General features: G+C 36.9%; 16 protein-coding genes, 2 pseudogenes and 1 other annotated feature. Of the genes and pseudogenes, 10 read left to right on the forward strand and 8 right to left on the reverse strand.

What is annotated here, in order from left to right; translation table 11 throughout:
* The 5 genes from HX743_RS14085 to HX743_RS14105 form a co-directional block, all read right to left on the reverse strand.
* Positions 1-1002, reverse strand: a 1002-nt coding sequence (locus tag HX743_RS14085; RefSeq protein ID WP_178319530.1) for a Y-family DNA polymerase, incomplete at its 3' end; no start/stop codon positions are given.
* A gap of 31 nt (positions 1003-1033) precedes the next feature.
* Positions 1034-1612, reverse strand: a complete 579-nt coding sequence (locus HX743_RS14090) for a LexA family transcriptional regulator (RefSeq protein WP_020753601.1) — start codon at positions 1610-1612, stop codon at positions 1034-1036.
* A gap of 286 nt (positions 1613-1898) precedes the next feature.
* Positions 1899-3118, reverse strand: a protein-coding gene (locus HX743_RS14095) for an IS3 family transposase (RefSeq protein ID WP_087513996.1) whose coding sequence is annotated in 2 segments (ribosomal slippage) — positions 1899-2842 and positions 2842-3118 — 1221 coding nt in all. Because the reading frame shifts where the segments join, the coding sequence is not laid out codon by codon here.
* Positions 2727-2843, reverse strand: a sequence feature (AL1L pseudoknot). (Overlaps the previous gene by 117 nt.)
* A 130-nt stretch (positions 3119-3248) precedes the next feature.
* Positions 3249-3590, reverse strand: coding sequence for a hypothetical protein (locus HX743_RS14100; protein ID WP_020753599.1), 342 nt, complete (start codon positions 3588-3590; stop codon positions 3249-3251).
* A 157-nt stretch (positions 3591-3747) separates the two neighbouring features.
* Positions 3748-4110 (reverse strand): hypothetical protein, encoded by a 363-nt coding sequence (locus HX743_RS14105; RefSeq protein ID WP_020753598.1) that lies wholly within the window; start codon positions 4108-4110, stop codon positions 3748-3750.
* Positions 4111-5142: 1032 nt separating this feature from the next.
* Between HX743_RS14105 and HX743_RS14110 the strand changes: the two genes are divergently transcribed.
* Positions 5143-6489 carry a hypothetical protein gene (locus HX743_RS14110; protein ID WP_020753597.1) on the forward strand — a complete coding sequence of 449 codons (1347 nt, stop codon included), beginning with the start codon at positions 5143-5145 and terminating at the stop codon, positions 6487-6489.
* Positions 6490-6544: 55 nt separating this feature from the next.
* Here HX743_RS14110 and HX743_RS14115 read toward each other — a convergent pair.
* Positions 6545-7476 (reverse strand): annotated as a pseudogene (locus tag HX743_RS14115) (IS5 family transposase).
* Positions 7477-7531: 55 nt separating this feature from the next.
* Here HX743_RS14115 and HX743_RS14120 point away from each other — a divergent pair.
* The 9 genes and pseudogenes from HX743_RS14120 to HX743_RS14160 all read left to right on the forward strand — a co-directional run.
* Positions 7532-7738: pseudogene (locus HX743_RS14120) on the forward strand (hypothetical protein); the annotation flags it as partial.
* Positions 7739-7820: 82 nt separating this feature from the next.
* Entirely contained in the window at positions 7821-8438 is a 618-nt protein-coding gene (locus HX743_RS14125; protein ID WP_000158575.1) for an AAA family ATPase, read from the forward strand.
* Positions 8438-9436 (forward strand): ParB/RepB/Spo0J family partition protein, encoded by a 999-nt coding sequence (locus HX743_RS14130; RefSeq protein ID WP_001085468.1) that lies wholly within the window; start codon positions 8438-8440, stop codon positions 9434-9436. The genes HX743_RS14125 and HX743_RS14130 overlap by 1 nt, the downstream gene beginning before the upstream one ends.
* Positions 9437-9757: 321 nt before the next feature.
* Complete coding sequence (locus HX743_RS14135) at positions 9758-10210, forward strand: hypothetical protein (RefSeq protein WP_031974804.1); 453 nt, start codon at positions 9758-9760, stop codon at positions 10208-10210.
* A 4-nt stretch (positions 10211-10214) separates the two neighbouring features.
* Positions 10215-12536 carry a hypothetical protein gene (locus HX743_RS14140; RefSeq protein WP_178319531.1) on the forward strand — a complete coding sequence of 774 codons (2322 nt, stop codon included), beginning with the start codon at positions 10215-10217 and terminating at the stop codon, positions 12534-12536.
* An 11-nt stretch (positions 12537-12547) separates the two neighbouring features.
* A complete protein-coding gene (locus HX743_RS14145) occupies positions 12548-16108 on the forward strand; it encodes a hypothetical protein (protein ID WP_031974806.1) in 3561 nt (1186 codons plus the stop codon).
* A gap of 1157 nt (positions 16109-17265) precedes the next feature.
* Positions 17266-18921 (forward strand): HNH endonuclease signature motif containing protein, encoded by a 1656-nt coding sequence (locus tag HX743_RS14150; RefSeq protein WP_031974807.1) that lies wholly within the window; start codon positions 17266-17268, stop codon positions 18919-18921.
* A 630-nt stretch (positions 18922-19551) separates the two neighbouring features.
* Complete coding sequence (locus HX743_RS14155; RefSeq protein ID WP_000755725.1) at positions 19552-19737, forward strand: hypothetical protein; 186 nt, start codon at positions 19552-19554, stop codon at positions 19735-19737.
* A 2-nt stretch (positions 19738-19739) separates the two neighbouring features.
* The gene (locus HX743_RS14160; protein WP_000464611.1) at positions 19740-20387 is read left to right on the forward strand and encodes a Fic family protein; all 648 of its coding nucleotides are present in this window, start codon (positions 19740-19742) and stop codon (positions 20385-20387) included.
* Between the two features lie 106 nt (positions 20388-20493).
* On the opposite strand, the gene HX743_RS14165 is transcribed toward HX743_RS14160, so the two are convergent.
* Positions 20494-20823 carry a DUF4236 domain-containing protein gene (locus HX743_RS14165; RefSeq protein ID WP_031974808.1) on the reverse strand — a complete coding sequence of 110 codons (330 nt, stop codon included), beginning with the start codon at positions 20821-20823 and terminating at the stop codon, positions 20494-20496.
* Between the two features lie 140 nt (positions 20824-20963).
* Positions 20964-21144, reverse strand: a 181-nt coding sequence (locus tag HX743_RS16615) for a hypothetical protein (protein WP_348637036.1), incomplete at its 5' end; no start/stop codon positions are given.

Below are 21144 nucleotides of genomic sequence, written 5' to 3' on the forward strand. Positions count from 1 at the left end.
GAGTTTAGATAGCAGCAATAAGTTGTCGGTAGGTTCTGGTAAAGCCAAGGATAAAGACTTGTTGTAGAAGGGCTTTGAGCTATCAAATGGGTTTGATTGTACGAAACCAATCAGACAACCACACAACAGATTATCATCTCTCAGTCTGCTAACCGCATCCATGACATATAGCGACATAGCCTCCTTGAGATCATCAATATGGTAGATGCGTTGACCAAAAGAGCGACTCGCAATAATTTGCTTCTTGGCTGGTGGCGTATGTTCCAGTTCAATGCAAGCAATTCCATGGAGTTCCAATAAGGTTCTGTGCATCACTACAGAAAATTGGTCCCTGATCATCACAGGGGAAGTCAAGACAAAATCCATAACTGAATGAATCCCCAGGCTGTTGAGCTTCTTGGAATGCTTTCGGCCTACGCCCCAGATTTCACCAACATCTATGGCTTGATGCAGAGTTTCAGCAGAGCATGGATCCATTGAAACCAAGTTGCAAACACCATTGAAGTAAGCGTTCTTCTTGGCAATATGGTTCGCTAGTTTCGCTTCAGTCTTTGAGCGGCCAATGCCAATACATACAGGTAAACCAAGCCAAGAAAACACACGCTGACGAATTTGATGGGCATATTCAGTCAAGTCGTAATTCTCTGAATGAGCTGTCAGATCCAGAAAGCACTCATCAATTGAGTAAATCTCCTGCTCTTTGGGAGATACAAAATCGGACAGGATTTTCATGAATCTGCGAGACATCTCTGCATACAATGCATAGTTGCTCGATAGCACCTGCACCTGATGCTGCTCTACGATGTCCTTGATCTGAAAGAGAGGAACACCCATCTTGATGCCCAAGTCTTTGGCTTCTTGGGAACGTGCTACAGCACAGCCATCATTGTTGGATAGCACAATGACAGGCTTATTGTTCAAGCTTGGGTTAAAGATGCGTTCACAACTGACATAGCAGTTATTGATGTCTACTAAAGCGTAGATCTTGTTTTTACATTCCATGTTAAGAAACCAAGAAGAATGATGAACGCTACTAACGCTTTCTGAATGGCTTGATGACAAAAGTCACTACACCCCAAATTAGCATTTCCTGCCCATCTTGCAGATGAATGTCGGAATACTCAGGGTTCTCTGCTTTAAGCCAACGATTATCATCACCTTCGATCATGAGGCGTTTTACAGTGAACTCATTGTCGATCAGTGCAATCACGATGTCTTCATGCTTGGCTTCAATGCTACGGTCTACAATCAGTTCGTCATCAATCTCAATACCTGCATCCCTCATGGAAAGTGAAGCGACTCTCACAACGAATGTTGCTGCTTCATTTTTGATGAGGTGTTCATTCATGTCTAATGTTTTGTCGACATAATCCTGGGCAGGAGAAGGGAAGCCAGCAGCAACCTTTTCTGAAGCCAAAGGAATACTCATTACAGAGCTTGGATTCACTAGGGTTATAGATGCTACATCATTGAACTTGGCTTTATTTGATCCTGTTAGGTAATTCTTTATTTCAAGAATTCTAGACTCAGGCACACGAATGACCTTAGTAGGTTCATCATATAGAGGCTTTCTACCTGCACCATCTCGACTACCTCCACGTTGTCCAACCATACAATTCACTCCCCAACAATTGAATATGTAACATAATCAAATGATAGGGGATGAGCTTAATCGAAGACAATGAAATTACGATGAATGGTTGATGTGAATCATCAAATGATGTTCCTTTGAGCAGACCTTTACTTATGTCAACGTAGAGGTCAAACCAAGAGGAAGAATAGTTAGTGCCGCCTTCGGCGGTGTTTTGGGATAACCGATTAATGCAAATCCAAACCAAAGGAAACCACTATGAAAATCATGAACCGTACCGGTTTTGTCGGAGACTTTTTTATTTAAGTTAAGCCACCTGACCTAACGGGTTAATCTTATCATAGTACATTGCTTCAAACTCAAAAGGCGACACATAACCTAGTGCACTGTGTACACGCTTTTTATTGAACCAATCTACCCAGTTTAGTGTCGCAAGTTGTACATCTGCTAAACCTTGCCAATCTGCTTTTAAATATTCAATCACCTCTGTTTTGTATAAGCCATTCACCGTTTCAGCCAAAGCATTATCGTATGAATCACCAGTTGTATCGACTGATGCTCGTAAATTTGCTGCTTCTAAACGATTGGTATAGCGAATCGAAAGATATTGCACACCCCTGTCGGAATGATGAATCACATTCTTTGGCATGCCTCGATCGTGCAATGCTTGCTCAAGTGCATCGAGCACCATATCTGTATTCATCCGTGTAGATACTTTCCATCCAACAATTGCTCGTGAGAACACATCAATAATAAAGGCGGTATAGACCCAGCCTGAATGAGTTTGAATATACGTAAAGTCACTGACCCATAATTGGTCAGGTCGATCAGCACTAAAATTACGTTTCACTAAATCATCTGCTCGTTTTTGATCATCTCGGTTGCGGGTAGTTTGTTTGTTCTTACCACGCCAAACACCTTGTATATCTAGCTTCTGCATCAATCGAGCAACTGTACAACGTGCAATAACATAACCCTCACGTTTCAATTGTTGCCAAACTTTACGTACACCATATCGACCTGAACTTTCCTTCCAAATTCGTTTAATTTGTTCAGCATGATGCTTATAATGTAGATCTCGTTTCGCTCGATGTTCTGGATTGTCAGCGAGATCTAAAGTTCGGTAATAAGTTGAAGCTGCGATCGGTAAAATCCTACAAATCGCATCAACACCATATAAGTCTTTATTGTTATGGATGAAATCCACCATTATTTGTGTGGGCGGTCGAGCTCCGCCTGGGCGAAAAAAGCGGCTGCTTTACGTAGAATTTCATTGGCACGCTTTAATTCTTTAATTTCACGTTCCATTTGCTTCATTTTTTCTTGATCAGATATCTGTTGTACTTTAATAGGATTTTGCTGATCTAAATGCTTTTGATGCCAGGCACGAAGTGTTTCAGGAGTACAACCAATCTTAGGCGCAATTGCTGTGATTGCAGCCCAAGTAGAAGGATAATCTTTTTCAGATTCAATTAGTAATTGAACCGCTCTTTCTCTAATTTCGGGGGTATAGGTTGGTTTTTTCATCGGAATAGTCTCTCAGAATATTGAGTCTCCGACAAACCCGGTACGGTTCACTTCCTTATTCCAGCATTTGATTAGGTAGAAGATTGGTTGACCGCCATTCAGTATAGCTTGATCTAGGAAGGCTTGACGCTTACAGCCCTTGATCTTCATTTGTTGTCTTCTTAGTACGTGGCTTTCTTGTTTTTGGTAATACAGGTACACGTGCATCTGCTGTTGCTTTCTTATTGGCTTGTACCAGATTAATGTTGTTGACTTCTAGGCTTGCTTCTAAAGCATTGTCGATACCGCTTTTAAAAGTTTTAATTTCAAAGTCTTCAGGAGCTTTGAAGTACTGTTCAAATACAGTTACAGGAACAGTAGGTCCATTTAGAATAAGCTGTAGCTTTGTTTGATCTGATAGCTCAGGACTGAAGTCTTGATATGTTGCTAATACGAATTTCTTTTTATTGGTGATGATGAATACTGAATACATGGTTGTATCTCTTTTTATTTGAAGTTGTTTTTATTCTTATTGTTTTTCTGTTTGCTTATAATTTTTAGTTATAGAAAACAGATACATATATAACATATTTTTATTATACTGTCAATCCTTATAACTTTTAGGAATAAGAATACCTATTCTGCATAGGCTATTCGTATTTGTAGTCTTTAAAATCAGTTCCCTCTACAAGTGTCATACACGTAAGGAAAGCTACATCACTTGCTAACTGTTCATCTCTTACGTTCCAGAACTCATCTACAACTGCATTAATTAGTTGCTTATAATAGTTTTTATAAAAGGAATGCTTGTTTAACTGTGTTTCTAAAGTATTGAAATAACCTACCTTAAATTCTTCTTTTCCTATGTCTTCATATTTTTGTATTTCGACAGAACTTTTGGCTATATCCTCCGCTACAGCACAAAGACTAAATTTGTAATTATGATCCACTTCAATAGCTTGAGCCATAGTACCAGTACAAGCCAACAGTAAAGTTAAAACTATCTTTTTCATATTAAACAGTTATATGTAAAGTTGTAGCTTCATTCTATTTGATTAGTATTGAAAAATAAACAGCATACAAAACAGATTAGTAGGCAGTCAGTTCAATGTTTGATATGGATACGTGCCTGTTAAGGTACGGATACAGATTAAAGATTGATTATCTGACTGTTAAAGGTTGTTATTCATTGACTGTTAAGGAAATGAATAAGAAGCTTGTTATAGGTTGAACAACTATTTTTCTATAAGAAGATATGAGAACGACTGAAAGGAGTTCGATATATCGCTCTATTCTTTTTCTTTATTTGAAAAATTAATTAAATATTTATTAATTAGTTATCTGTATTTTTTTATAATTTCTTCTTTAAGATTCAAGTTAAAAAAAGCCCTAAAAGATTGACTTTTTTGATAGTCCCAAGACAAGGTTTTGTCTAGCCTTATTTTATAAGACTTTTTAAGCTTCCTTCAAAATCAGTTGAAAACATTGAGTTATAAAAGAATGGACCTCAGCTCGAAACTTTACGAAGTATAGCGAGTAACAACGAAGCTATGCTGAAGTAAATGTTTGAGCAACCAACCGACTGTATGCAATAGCTACAGTAATGGAAGGAACAGAGGGCGGTCAGTAAATAGGCTTTAGGTGCTATGTCTGTGTGCGCTTATGTGTACCTAGAATCCGTACATTTTTGTTTTAAGGTTTTTGCTTTTTTCATTTTTAAAAACAAGTAGTTATAAAATGTCTAAGACAAGGTTTTGTCTACAGCCTTTAAATTTTCCTTTATAAATTCACTGTAATTTGAGTATCGAATTGCAGCGAAAGCCGTATAAAACCTAAGATCAATTAAGACCGAAATCTGTCTTACTTATCCACAGTTTTAAATTTAAAAACAAAACAAGTGTTTAGCTAGACAAATAAAGCAATTCAAGACAAAAATAGATCCACAAGACAAGTTATTGACATTATCTGTCTTGATGTAATATAATCTGTCTCAAGAGGGGAGAACAGTCTTCCATTACAACAATATGCAATGAGGATAATAAAACGTGCAAATAGGAAAAATAAGCACAGTGTTTAAAGTTTATGATGCAATGATGGGTAGCGGTAAGACTACTCAAATTATAGAAAACATTAGAACAGCAGAAAAAGACCAGAACTTTCTTTACATCACTCCATTACTTGATGAATGCCATCGTATTTCAGGTACAACATACGATCCTGAAGATGTATTAAAACGTCCTTTAATTACCACAGAAGACGATACAAGCGTTCATTACGCATATTTAGATGATGCTCCTTTGAAGGAAAGACGTTTCAAGCATCCAAGCTATAAGGGTGGAAATAAAGCTGAAAGCTTGCAATACCTGTTAAAGAACAAAGAAAACGTAGTCAGTACACATCAGCTTTTTATGAACCTAACACCAAATATGTTGGATGATGCGAAAGACTATGTACTGATTATTGACGAAACAATTCAAGTCTATGATGTATATACAGAGCATTCATCTACAGAGTTAGAAGCTCTTTTCCGTTTAGGTTGGATTCATGTTGATGATGATGCTGTCACTCTTCGTTTCAACCGTGAAAAGTATGGTGATAACGGTGGTGACCCGACGGGTACGAAATATGAAAACCTAGCAACAATGTGTGATCTCGGTCAGCTCTTGTATGTGGACCAGAAGCTGATTGTTTGGGAATTGAGTATCGACACACTGAGATCTTTTAAAGAAGTCTGGATTGCTACTTATATGTTTGAAGGCTCTCAAATGTCAGCGTATTTGAAATCGTATGGCGTTGAGTATGAACTGATCCGTTTTGGTAACAAGCCTTCTCAAATTAAGCATTTAGTCACTATTTCAGATAACAAGTTTATTAATGAGATTGGTACTAAAACTACAGCATTGAGTTCAAGCCAATTCAAATCAAATAAGAAAGCTTTATGTGAGCAGTTGTCAAAAAATCTTGATAACTATTTCCGTAACCATGTTAAAGCGAAAAAGTCAGATAGACTTTGGACTTCATTTAAAGAAGCACATTCAGCAATTGCTGGATCACGCTATAAAGAAGAATGGTTAGCCTTCAATACAAAGGCAACTAACGAATACAAAGACAAAACCAACTTAGCTTACTTGATGAACCTATATCCAAATCCAATGGTTGTTAAAGCTTCAGCTATGAAGGGATTCCCTGTTAAGGAAGATGTATTCGCTCTATCTGAGATGGTCCAATGGATATGGCGTTCTGCTATTCGTGAAGGTAACCCAATCAATATTTATGTACCAAGCTCAAGAATGCGTAGTTTATTACAGCGTTGGTTAAATGATGAATTTGAAAATTCTGCTGCTGAAGATATTGAAGTTACAGAAGAAGCCGAACAGTTAGAATTAGTTTAAATTGGCTTTGTTGCACAAAGATTTGAAATGCAAAGCGCCCCTAATTGAGCCAAATTTAAGGCGTAACTTGGGTAAGTGGTCGACCTAATTCCGTAAATCTGTTAAGGACTGCTACACGTGCATGGATCTCATTCACTTGGCTATCAAAACTCCTTGCACTGAGTTTATCTCCTAATAATTTGATGCAATGCATCTTAGTTTCAACCAACTTCGCCGATGATAGCCTGACCATTTTTTCCATAGTGTCCTGCCTAAACGTTTAACTGTTCGAAGTAATTCATTTCGCTCTAGCGAGCTACTCTTTGTATCTTTCCATGGTTTCGCATTTTTTCTAGGTGGAATCACCGCATGTGCTTGCCGATCTGCAATGACCTCACGGCATTGCTTGGTGTCATAAGCTCCATCGGTATAAACAGAGTCAATCTGCTCATCTTGTGGAATCTGATTAAGTAAATCACCAAGCACCTGTGAATCACTGACATTATTGGTTGTAAGCTGAACTGCTCGTATTTGTAGGGTTTTGGCATCTATACCAATATGTAGTTTACGCCATTGGCGACGATATTCAGCTCCATGTTTCTTGCGTTTTCATTCGCCCTCACCTAGAAACTTCATGCCTGTAGAGTCTACGAGTAGATGCAGCCCATCGCTACTTTTTTGGTAGCTGATTGCAATATCAATATGCTTTTGTCTTCTACAAAGCGTACTGTAATCTGGTGCGGTCCAATTTAATCCGCAAAGTTTAATCAGACTTTGCACAAAGCCAGTGACCATACGTAAAGATAGACGGAATAAGGATTTAATCATTAAGCAGCATTGGATAGCTGCGTCGGAGTAGGTTTGATTTCGCCCTTGTTTGCCTTTTGATGGAGCATACCATTGCGTAGCAGGATCAAACCAAATGACAATATTTCCGCGACTCATGAGTGCTCGGTTATATGCGGGCCAATTGGTTGTGCGGTAGATTTTGTGTGTAGGCTTCTTCATTTGAAAATTATATCGCTGAAAAACCCTTTACAGATAGGTTTGTGCAACAAAGCCTTACGACGATCACACTCAGCTATGCATTCACCTTGCTGATTTTATTGCTACATACAACTTCGACCGCAGACTCAAAACACTCAGGGGCCTGACTCCCTACGAATTCATCTGCAAACAGTGGATAGATGAACCTGAACTTTTTAAGATTGATCCGATCCATCAAATGCCGGGACTACACAAAAGAAAAAAAAGGCTTTTAGTTTTTTAAATTTCCACTGTGGAAAATTAAAAATATTTTTTTAATTTTTAAAATTATGCTAATATAAATTTAATTTTTATATATTTAATCCATGACAATATACGTAATTGCCAATCAGAAAGGTGGCGTTGGAAAGACCACACTCTCAACCAATTTAGCTGTTGCTCTGAGCAAAAAAGGTCAGACTATTCTTGTAGATGGAGATGATCAACAATCCTCTATAAAATGGAGTAAACGTAGAACACAAGACTCGATTACAACCATTTCGCTCAAAGATAATTTAAAAGAAGAACTACAACAGTTAAAAAATAATAATAAATATATTGTATTGGATGTTGCAGGACGTGATTCAGCTGAGTTTCGTTCAGCATTATTAATAGCAGATGTTCTTATTATTCCAACGCAACCTAGTCAAACAGATATCGAAGTGCTGCCATTTGTGCTTAGATTGGTAAATGCTGCTAAGCAAGTAAATAAGAAATTAGAAACTTTTGTAGTCTTAAATAAAGCACCAACCAATACCAAATCTACAGAAATTGATGCTGCTTTAGAGTTGCTACAACAAGTCAAGTCTGTGAAAACACTAAATACCATTGTGCGTGATCGCAAACAATTTCGCGATGCAATGATCGAAGGAAAATCAGTATTAGAAATGGGTAGTAGTAAAGCAAAAGATGAATTAAATGAATTTTTGGTGGAGATCCTGTAATGGCGAAAAAACCACTCATTGTCGATTTTGATGATGCTTTTGAAATGGAACAAGCATTTATTAATGCAGCAGGAACAGGCAAAGTTGCATTGGTATCATCGACTGAAAATAATATTGTTGATCTACCTATAGAGCTTATTGACTTCTCAGAGCATCAACCTCGCATTATTACAGACAAAGTTTTACAAGATGTTGAAAAGCTTGCCAAAAGTATTGAAACGAATGGGCAAATTTATCCGATTGTTGTGATCAAAAAAGAAGAAACATATGAGCTTGTTGGTGGAGAAAAAAGGTTTCGAGCTGTTCGTGATGTATTAAAACATAAGACTATTCGTGCAATTATTCGAGATGATAAATCTACAGAAAAGACAGCTTTAATTTCATTGATTGACAATTTACATCGGTCAAATCTTAGTGATTTTGAATTAGTCAATGCTATACAAAAACACTGCGATGAGTTTGGTTATACTATACAAAATATAGAATTTATTACTCAAAAATATCAATTAGATCAATCTAAATACTTTAGATTAATGAGCTTTTATAAACTGCCAAACTATATAAAAGAAGATCTAAAAATCCACCCCAAAGCGATTTCAGGTGCAACCGCACAACAATTGTTAACTGAATTAAATAAACTGGTTTTAAAGTTTAACCATCAACTAGTTGAAGATACCACGTTAACCATATGGAAAAAGTACCTAAATGAATTTACAGAAACAAATCGTCCATCAAAAAAATTCATTTATCAAATAGAAAAAGCACTAACGGTACAAGAGACAGCTAAAAAACAAGATCAAAGCATCGAAAATGCCTCTCTAGTAAACAAAATGATCTTAAAAAATAAAAATGGTCTTAAATTTGGTTCGATTAAGATCGAGAAAAGTCTCAATGGGAAAACAGTCCTAAATATTCGCACCAGTTTAAATGCTGAATTTAATCAAGAAAAGATTGAAAAGTTAGAAGAATTTCTTGCCGGTTTAGATGACCACCCATAAAAATTATAAATTTCCACTGTGGAAATTTATAATTGAGTATCCAATATTTTTTTAAATATTGGGTACTGCTATTTATCATACATATTGAATTAAAAAGTGTTAAAGGGAAAAATGCTTACCAGAACGGTAACTGATCTTCTGATGGATCTAAAATTTCATCCATATCAGAATCAACAATATTTTTATCTTCATGATCTGCCTTTTTAGGCTTAACAGATTCTGTTGAGCCTAAGTTGTAAATTTAAAAATTAGCCATTTCAACAGTATTGAGTTTATACAGCCAGTATCAGCTGAGATGGTTACGATAGAAAAAAATTGGAAATGCAAAAAAAATCACTTGAAGTCCTGACCAAGTTAAGTGCAGTTTTGATATTAGATTTACCAGATTTTATTCGACATTTTATCTTGAATCTTAAAAACAAGCTGGATGCTTATATCAAAAGAATTCTTAACAAGGGTGAAAAATCCCATAAAGGTGTTGATGAATTTGAAATTCTAAAATGGTTAATCCATAAAATTTCTTTAGATTTGGAACAGGTTCCAAAGCACAAACATAAAGAGGTACATGCTGTTCTATTTACATGTTTTTTTACTCAATTGTCCGATACCTTAGGTTTGCCATTATCACGGTATATGAAGGTGGGAAAAAATCCGCAGCGTTGTGTTCAATTGAGTGCAAACACTTATAAAAAATACTTTGGCCTGAATAAAGACTTGAAGCTCAAGTTCGAACGAAACCTGAATATCAATTTTTACCCTGAAAAATTATGGTAGCTTTATGAGCCAAACTGATGAATTGTCAGCTGACAAGCAAATTAAACTATTGGAAGAATGGGTCAATCAACCCCTGAGTGTAAAAAAACAAATTTTGACTCAGCTCTTGGCGCAAGATCAGCAGGCACAGGAACTGTATGCTGCTGCTCACAAAATACATGTGGTGATTAAAAATAATCGGATAGTGACACAACAGAAATTATTAGCAGGGTTAACGCAATGGGCTAAAAGTGCATCTATAGGAGAACTAAGCGACCAACAAAAAGCAGTATTCATCTATTCCTATCTTTGTACTGCAGCCTTGTGTGAAATACTGAAGGAAATCATCTTGTTAGAGCCTCAGATTACAAGGGATGAAAAGGATGAAAAGGATGAAAAGGATGAAAAACAGGTTATTCTAAATAATTGTAAAAACAACAATAAAATCAACACAGTATCTTATAATTTAAAACTTCTTTTGCAAAAGCAGTTATCGAATACTGAGAAAAATAAACTGTTGTATAAAAAAGTTACACGCAAACTCCAAGCTATGGATGAATTTGATGCCAACGAGTTAAAAATTCTTTTAGAGCGTAAAACAATAAAAAATGATTTTGAACAGCTTAATCTTGGCCGTTATATTCAACAATTTATTATTGTTTTCAACGAGATTGCCAATAGTAGATTAAATTCAACAGTAATTAATGTTCAGGCTTTAATTAACGATATTAAAAAGGGCATGACCTATAAATCTGATTCAGGCACATCATCGTTGGATGTAGAGAATGAGGATACTGGACAGGATACAGAGGCCAATCTTGTCGATCCTGAACAGGATGAGATCGCCAAGCGGGTGAAGGGGAGTTTCTCTGATGACAAACAGAAACAGCTCGAAAAGCAAGCTAAGAGAATTCAGCGACGTGACTTAGCCTGTAAAACTAATCCGCTTTATCTGAAACCCAGTTTATTAACTGAGGTATATCAGCGATTGCAGAAGTGTTATCAAGAAAATAAGAGAAATGATGCATATCAATCGGCTTTAGCTGTGTGTGGTCTGATGTGTCTCTTGACCGGTCTGAGTCCAACGGTCTTTCAAAAGATCAAGTATTTGATTGATATTGGTAGAATTAAAAAAAAATCAGTCAAAAAAGTCATCCATTATTATTGGGTGATCGATCCTAAGTTGAATGCCAATCATTCCGGTGCCATGCAAGATAAAGCACAGCGTTATAATCGGGCCTTAACCCTGGAATGGCGCATGCCAGCACCCTGGATCACCAGTTTAGAGGCTTTAGAGGAACCTGAATTTTGTGTGATTGAGTACAATAATTTTTTGCGGGAAATTTTTAAAGAGCATGCAATTGGCGAAATCACCTGTGGTATGTTAGAGCGGCAAATCTATTTTTATATGGATATGGAGACGGATGATAACCTGGTCGCACACTTGCTGGCCAACAGAGATAGCCGTCATATCGTGCAATGGAACTATGAAGGGCGTCAGATCGATCAAATCGACCAGCATTTTCAAGGCTATATTAATGTTCTATTAGACCGTAGAAAAGGTGAACCATGGATTGAGGATGAACACCCTGGTCATATTTTTCATCGTGAGGAACGTATCGGCAGTCAGCGATGCTGGACTGTAGAGGCCGCGAGTAAATTTTTTAATCAGCTTTATCATTTTGTCAAAAACACATTAGCCAATACTCAAGCGAATCTGATCGAGAAGCTGAATGCTTACAGCATTTGGATGTGGCATCTTTCCTTAATCTGCCTGACGGTGCGTCCAATAGTCGGCATGCCGGGGTTACTGAAACATTATGATCCTAAGGCACAACTGCTTTACGTGCATGATAAAAAAACTGATTCACGAAAAGTAGGACGTCCTGTTCCTGTTACAGGCTACTGGCAGGATCATTTCAATGCATATCGAAAATATCTGACGAAAACCATCGAATCACTCGGGATAAAAAGTTTGCAAGCGCAATTGGAAAACGATGGTTTTATGCTCTATGTCATCTCACATCCTCGGATCAAGTCCCAAAAAGGTCAGGTGAATCTTGCTGAAGTCGTGGAGCATTTGGAGTTACAGCCCATGTCTGCTGATTTTGTCACGAATTACCTTAAAGAGACTGTACAGATTTATAAAAACTGGCCAAGGCATTTCACTAAAAATCATCTCGCCCTGAGTGGTGACATTCACAATACGCTATATACCCATGATAAGCAGAGCATGGGATTCAGTCACATTTCTGGATTAAGCCCTTATCTCTACAAACACGACATTCAGCAACAAGTTAAAAGCTTGCTCAACAAACTAGAAATCGCAAAGCTTGAAGTGCTTTAAAGGACCATCTTGTGCTTGATACATCACTTGTTACGCAATTAGAAAATGCCATTAAAAGAGAAATCGGTGACATTTTTAAGGAAATTTCTCAGCTGATCACTGCTACATACACAGATGTAAATTCTGACCTTGCTCAAATTGATTTTAAGTGGCTTGATCAGCAAATTCTGGACAAGTTTACTCTCTATAGAGCAGTTTTAGAGCAGCTCTGCCAAATATCCAAATTTAAGGGCAATGCTGCAGATTACCTTCAATTCTGTTTTAAACAAGTGAAACGGATTTGTAACGAGAAAAACCAGCAGTGGCAAAAGGATTACCCTTCCTATGCCGAGAGCTATGAGATTAAGTTGCCCGATTGGATAGTCTACACACCTAAACGTCTAGACAACGTTTTTTCAGGACGAAAGTTACAGCAGGGTACTATGCTCGTCGAGGTAAAAGAAAAACTGTATGTGAATTGGGCGGATTATCTCAAACAACAAACTCAAGGTATCTTCTTATACTCTACGGCTAAAGAGCAACAAAAATTAGTGAATACCTTGTTTGAATGTCTGTGTATTTCATTAATTTTTGATCAGGGATGCATGCAACCTGAACGACTGATAGCCATTCATGATGCGATTTTTCATATGAACCTGGATAGTGGCTTGCTTCCGATCTATTCAGGTGACGAAAAGGTTCAAAAAGCTTATGTCTTTTCATACACGTTGCCCTCGACAAAGTATGGCAACATCTATCGTCAGGATGGCGAAGAAGAGACGGAGTTATGGCAAACTCAGCATATCTATTTCAATGCCTTTGTGATGCTATGTTATCGACGGATTCAGGAGCTAATCAATAGATCGCAAGGGCATCAATTACAAAGCACTTCGCCATTGCTGTGCTGGGAAAAAGAACAGAGTGAAATTGAAACGGGGAATCAGCCTGAAGCCTTACTGCTAGAAAAACTTAAAATCCATTTAAACATTGTACTGAATATGGCGGAGGAGGGGGACTCTAGAAAAGCACGTGAGGATCAGCAGCCATTTACACAGCTTAATCACGTGAAGCTATTTTTAAAAGGCTTGGAAAAGACCGGTTTTGCCATTTTTAAGCATATGGATTATGTCTTGTGGCAAGAGATTCCTAATCTGGATGTTTTAAGTACCAGTGTACTGAACAATCAGATCATCACTTCGCCTTTAATCTATGAGCAGTATACACAGCTCTATGATCAACCCGATTGCTGGAAAACTATTCAAGCTAGAATCAAAAATCTTGAAAAAAAGCCTCAAGTCTTAGACTTGGAGATGCCTACAGTTACAGTCAAAACATTTCATGATCGACGAACCGGTCAACGTCATGAGCTGAAATCCTGGCTTTTATCTTTTCATCAGGATATCAAACCCAAACAGCTTGCGGATCAACTCCAAGAAAGCATCCAAAAATCTGAGGACTATAAATCTGCGTATGAGGCTGGAAATGGCGAGTACCTAGATTATGTAGTGGCTATTGCACATTTACGCGTGTGTCAGTGGTTAGAAAACGAATTTGCTTATCATGGGAAAGCAGCGATTAAAGTCTCAACAATCAAGCGTTACTATAGTAGTTTTGTGCTTGACCTACTTTGTTATGTTCTAGAACAGCAGATCAATCTAGATACAGCCACTGAAGAGCAGTTTGAGGAAATGTATCGCACGATTGTTGAAGAAAAACTGCTGAATGATCAGAAAAATCATAAAACGACCGCACAAACCAACAACAATAAAAAATACAATACCTCGGGTTATGCCTTTGATCGGCTGAAAGCCTTTCACCAATACTTAGTCAAGAATCATCGTGCACCGATTGTGCAATATTTATATGAACGTCAAAGTGACGGTTTATTTTTAAAAACCAGACTCATTAGTCCGCAGATGTTTCAATTGATGATACGGATTCTTAGAGAATACCCAGAAGCTTTGGGTCTGACTGAGCAGGATGCAACCTGTCTAGAATGGGTCTATACATTGGCATTTAGACTGGGCTTGCGTATTGATGAAGCTGCCGGGATCTGTATCGATGATTTTGTATCTCCGCAGTTACGAAAACATCCTGACAATCGACAGCTCTATTATGTGTTTGAATCCGCTTTAGATCAGCAGAAAGACGATCGATCTCACCATAAAATGAGAAAAACAATGGGTGATATTGATGATCTCACCCTTAGGATTCGTCTAAATTCTGAGCGTGATCTGAAAAGTGATAATGCCACGCGTCAGTTTGATTTAGCTTATTTTTTAGCACCGGACGAGTTCACAGGATTTTGTCGCTTTTATCAAAACCAGTTACCTGGCTCTAAAGCGACTGCAGCAGTCTGCAATAGAAAAATCAAACAGCTCTTTATGCTGGGTGAACAACCTTTATCCAGTACAAATTTATCAAAAATTACCCAGTTGCTGTTTAATACTGTATTAGGGACAAACGATCATCAATATACCTTTCACGCTTTCAGGCATAGTACCGCTTCACATTTGGCTATCCTTTTAAAAGGCAGCATAGCACTGGTACGTTGTTTTACTGACTATGATTCCGAGTTTGGGCGTAAGCTTAAAAAGCACATTTTACCCAATATGAAGGATGCTTCATCGCGTAGTGCCCAAGCCTGGTCTCGACTTGCGCATCTGATGGGGCATGAAGACATTCGGATCACTGCAAGACATTATCTGCATCATCTGAATATCCTGATTGCTGACATGTTTTATCAAGCAAACCGTGAATATTCACCTCAATTGATCAAGGCATTATTAGGCGATAGTCAGTTGATGCATCGCGATTTCAAGGTTAAATTTCAGTCGAATGAAACAGATATTTTAAAATTGATGAAGAAGATTCATTCACACACAGAAAATAATTCTCAAACTGCTGCATTAAAGAGCAAGAAAAAGCAGAAGCAGCCTCAACAACAGGACGTATTTTTATACCGTGAAACGTTTCTAGACGAATACCGGAAGTGGCGGGAAAAAAAAGAAAAAGCAACGATCGATCCTGAAGTATTGAAATTCATTCAATCGATCAGCCAGCCGTTTTCTCTCTATACAAGTCACGTCAAAAATGATGCTAATCATGAGGATCTTATCGGTTTTACTTGGAAGAAAATGGTGACATGGTCTAATCACTATGAGATTGAGAAACCTTTTAACTTAAATAAAAATGTAACCCAGAATGATCTTAAACATTTTTTTTATTGTTTAGAAAATAAAATTTCACTTGAAAAAGATCGTCCTATTTTGAATTTTAAGGCATCATCTGAAAATGACTTGATTGACTATCAAAGATTCTTAGATTTTATTAATAAAATTTATTCAAAAGATTCAGATAATTTTTTAAAATATTCAGATAATTTTGAATGGGATGAATATAATACGGGTGAATTTAATAATGTAAAAAAGGGCGAGGTGAAAATAAAAAAATATAAAATATGGAATAAAAAAGATAATAATTTTATTCAAAAGATGCTGTTGCAAAGCGTCTTTTACAAGATGAAAGAGTGCCTAGAGGTTCTATCAGAGGTTGACGATATCAACGGAAATTCATCAAAAAAAACACATTGAAATCAGATGGATATTTTTGTTGATTTTACAGCTTAGTTTTTTTTAGCATATTTTTGCAGAAAAGTGAGTTTTTATCGCTCAAAAACTGGGTAATTAAGGGTGAAAATCCAACCCCGGGTTTTAGGCTTTTTGAGTGTTTTTTAGCCTAAAAAACAGCATTGTTGAGACGCAAGACAATAATCACGCTACGTTAAAATTAATTGAAATATTATTGATATAAATAATACCTTTTGTTGTTAATAAAATAATAAATTAAAAGCGATTTAATATGAAATTGAGTGTTGTTTTAAATTAATTGGAGAATCAGTTTTAAATAATGTAACCCTCTATTTTGGGTTGATTTTTTTGGTTTTTTAACCAAATAAAAAGTACGTTTTTTCATATTATGTTGATAATTTTTAATCAATTTTATACATTGCTGAAGATAGAAACTGTATTTAAGTTGAATTAATCTGTTTTGATGAGTTAATGCTCATAAATGAAAATTCCTTATTCTAGCCTTTAGTTAAAACTGCTAATCATAAATATTCTAAAAATAGCCTAAGCTTAATAAGTGGTTCAAAAGGGGCCCAGGCCTTTGCTTTGTCAAAATCTGATTTGCCAAGCAAAGGCCTGGGAATCCGCGAATTTGATTTTTTGTTTTAATAATGCTCAATATTTTAATTTATTGAGGTCCTTTCATAGAATTAATGATTAAAAAAAGTCTAATTTGGTTTGACCAAAGAAAAAGATACAAATATGATAATTACATTACAGTAAAATCTGTAATCAGGCGTGGAAACCTGAAAATTACTACAGAAGCATTAAAACTGCTTTAAGCGGTTTTTTTGTGCTTATTATGCTTAGCTTGCCATTATGGTAGGCCAGGCAGGGCAGTCGATGACTGGCCGTCTTCTGTAGTGCGGTATTTCCACCCCTGTTTGGTCTACCTCCATCTCGTGGAAAAAGATGGTTGTAGATAGTAAAATCTAAACTACAGGTACTCAGCATGAAGATTTCATTATCTCAAATCCCCATTTCTCTTACGTTTCTTTTGTTAGCGCTGACCGGATATTGACGGTCATTTAATTCATCGCTTTAACCAAATTGAACGATATGCACTTTCAAATTTCGTATTTGAGCGAATATAGAGAAGTGCTGCCTGGAGAAAACAAAAAATGGGCCAAACTCGATTACTGACGAATATCATTCAGCGTAAAGTCATGTTGCCAGAAGAAATGTCACCATCAATGCAACGAGACAATTTTGAAGTTGCACTGACTGATTTTGAAAAGCATGCCATCATCAAATGTTTATTTAAAGCGGATAACCAGCGTTCTACTGAATGTTGGAGTGTGCGGGAAATTGCAAACTTTATTGGGAATTGCACAGAAGATCAAAATATCAATTTGTGTATCTTGTATTGGAAAGATATACACGGCAACATCTATATTATCGATGGGGCGCATCGTCTTTCGAGTATTTATGCGTGGGTCAAGAGATATTTTGCAGATGAACAAGCCACTCAAGCGCCTAATTTTAGCGATCAACAAAAAGAAGATATTCGTGACCTGCGAAATCATTTAGGGGATCTGGCTGACTTCCAAAAAATTTGTATTGATCCTAAATTTGCAGAACAAAAATCTAAATTAGACGATATTAAAATCAGTTTCCGGCAAGTGCTTGGTACTCCAGAAGATGCACGACGCGTATTCCAATCGATTAACTCAGATACTAAACGCCTGGATAAATATGAGGAATATCATCTAAGAAGTCGGGGAAGTGATGCATATTATGCGATCTATGCTTGTTGTTATATCAATGACAATAAATCCAATTTAGAAGAGCTTCAATATACACGTTTAAATGCGCTCATCGAGTTGGGGGAGAGGATCCATCAGCTGCTTTTCTCTACCATCTTATTAGATACTGAAATGAGTCATGGCAAAAAAATTGGCTTGGTCAATGAGCTCATGAATATCATCGCGGGTGATCGGATTCATAATATCATGAGCCTGAATCAGGGTGAACGCGTTGAAAAGATCATGTCACATCTGTTTACGGCCCTTTGCAGAATGGCCACTCCTGTAAAAAATACTGGGGTTCCGAGTTTGGGCTTACATCCGTTCTTATATTTTTATAAGGACCAGCGTTTTCAAATTACTTCCTTTCTAGCATGGTTTTCAATTGTGTTTGAAATTCATGAAAGTCGCATGCAGATTCATCATCGAACGATTAGTTTCAAGGACTTCACCCGGGTACGCCGTAGTATTGAGTTCTTGATCGCCAATTTCCCCGTGGCGACCACCGAAACGGTCGGCAAGTTCGGCAGTGGTATCAAGGGCTATGATCGGCTACAAATTGTCTATAAAGCCTTTATTTGCTTAAGTTTGGAAATGGAGGTTGATTTTGATGATGAGGAATGCCTGAATACATTTATTCTGTCCATGTCTAAGGCCTTCAAATACATAAACTTTAATGAGTTTTATGTTGAAAGATTTTTGGGGAATTATGATGATACGGTCGTGAAGCATGTGGTGGGATATGTGGAGTCGATTAGTCCAATCTCGCGCTCAAAGCCCAAATCCTTTTCAGCATTAACCAAAAGTTTACTTAAGCACAATTTTCTGGTGGGTAATCATAACTTTTGCCTCATTTGTGATGGATTAATCTATCTTGATTCTACTGAATCGGATCATAAAATTGCCAAAGCCGTTGGTGGGCAAGGGGTGCTAGAGAATGGTCTGCTGGTTCATCCAATCTGTAATAGAATGAAATCAGATCTCAGCTTAGAAGAGATCAGAGCGGATTTGTTTGGTGAGTTATTGTATTAATCAGCAGGGCTATGTTTTTGTGTTCTCAAGTGTGTTAATTAATGATAAATCACATGATTTAACTTTTGATCTATTTTGCCAATGTGGTTTTTTTAATTCAGTAGACCTCTTGCGAAAGTATAGTTTTATCTAATTTTTGAATTGGCTAAAGCCTCATAAAATATAGCTTTTGGCTGCTTAAAATTTGACTAACGCAAGAAGTCTAATGCAGAATCATAGTTAGAAGCTAGCTGTAGTTTCTGAATGATCGTCAAGATCCTTAGTTTTGCCCATAGATTCCCTCTATGGGTATTTTTTTGATCAAAAATCATGTGTAGATGCCCTAGAATAAACCTTTTAGCATTTCATAAGCAATCAAGATTAAGCCTGACACCATCAGCACCACAAAAATGAGTTCCACTCTAGTTAACATAGTAATTCCATTTACTTTTCACCCAATTTATGTGGCAAATAAGTCGTAGTAGCAATGACATAACATGACATAGAAAATAATCAAAAAGACAGAATTTGGATTTTTATATTCAAGGTGAATTATTAAGATAATTGTGAAAACTTCATAGGAACTTCTTTTTTCTCAATGAAAATGTTATATCCTTAGAGTCTGCATGATCCATTTGAAGCGAGAATTTTATGAAAAAAGTTATTGGTATGAGAAATAGCCGTACTGAAGCCTTTAAAATCGTAAAAGCTTCATTTGCCGTAGATAATTTGGTTGTAGATAATAAAGGCTTACAAGCAATTAATGACTATGTGACGGGTTCTAAGACATTTGAACAAGCCAGAAATACACTCGTTGAAATGTACCGTGTACGATAAAAATGTTTTTTGATGATGCACTACATTATTATCTGACGGAAGAAGATTTTTATGATGATCCATTCTGTGATGAAAATGGTGTTTTGATCAACAATCTTGGTATTTCTAATACCAAAGACCTGAATGAGGCAGAGAAAGCGCTAAGTGCCTTACAAAATACAAGGTTACAGGAAAATATCTCTGTTTTTCTAGGCAATTTTGATTTACAGCACTTACAAAATATACATCATCAATTATTTATGGATGTCTACCCATGGGCTGGCCAATTAAGACGCGTGAATACCTATAAAGGTGAATGTATCTTTCTCCGTTACAATAGCATAGCTCCTTTATCAGATCTGCTGTTTTCATGCCTCAATAATAACTTTAACCATTTGATTAATAATAAAGAAAATATAGATTTGGTCTGTAGTTTTTTAGCCAGATTTTTTGTTGTTTTAAATTATATTCATCCATTTAGAGAAGGTAATGGTCGCTCACAACGTTTCATGCTAGGCCAGATACTATTTAAGTTAGGTTATACGATCGATTGGACCACTGTGAGTTCAGATGCTATGAATCAAGCAGTGATCGCAGGATGGAAAGAAGGTAACTTTAAGCTCACTGAAAAAATGATTAAACTTAATATTCAAAGATTAGAAGTAAGTTGAACACCTAACCAATATCGTACTCAGCATCAATTTTGGTGTTTCTTCAGGCCTACTGCTGACACTTCAAATGATTCCATGATAAAAATCAAACATCATTGTAAAGCCTCTAAAAGACGATTGCTCCAACAATAAAACACAACACCCCAAAAGCGATCCAGAGCCAGACAGTTGATCTGGATGTCTGCATACCTGGGTTATTCAATGGCGGTGGTTGCTCAGAGGCGTTCTGTGGAGTATTCGGCCTGTTTGTATGAGGATGATGCTTGGAATAAGAAAGTCCTGTTCCGGGAATGCCCACGCTGGTTCGGGTGCCTTTTTTACCAATATTTAAAGAAGCACCGGGTTTGCCAATGCTGGCACTGCTGATGCCTTTATGGGTCAGATTAATTTTAAAACCCGGGAATAATTTAATACTTTTACGAAATCTAAAACCCATATTGCTCTCATTCTAAAACTTAGCTCAATTCACGCGCTATACCAGGATCCATGATCTGCTAGAGATCGTACTTTGACGGCTATCATCAGGATACTAGTATATTTTTTATCTGGTGATTGCAATACTACCTTTAAATACCGTCAAAAATGTTTACTGTATATTTGCTGTAGGGTAATCTTAAAGCTGCTATTTATGGCACTGTTGCAAATAGTCGGTGGTGATAAACTTATCATCCCCTTTTGCTGATGGAGCTGCACATGAACCCATTCAAAGGCCGGCATTTTCAGCGTGACATCATTCTGTGGGCCGTACGCTGGTACT

It is taken from the genome of Acinetobacter sp. Swhac1, assembly GCF_013390985.1.
GTDB classification, from domain to species: Bacteria; Pseudomonadota; Gammaproteobacteria; order Pseudomonadales; family Moraxellaceae; genus Acinetobacter; species Acinetobacter towneri.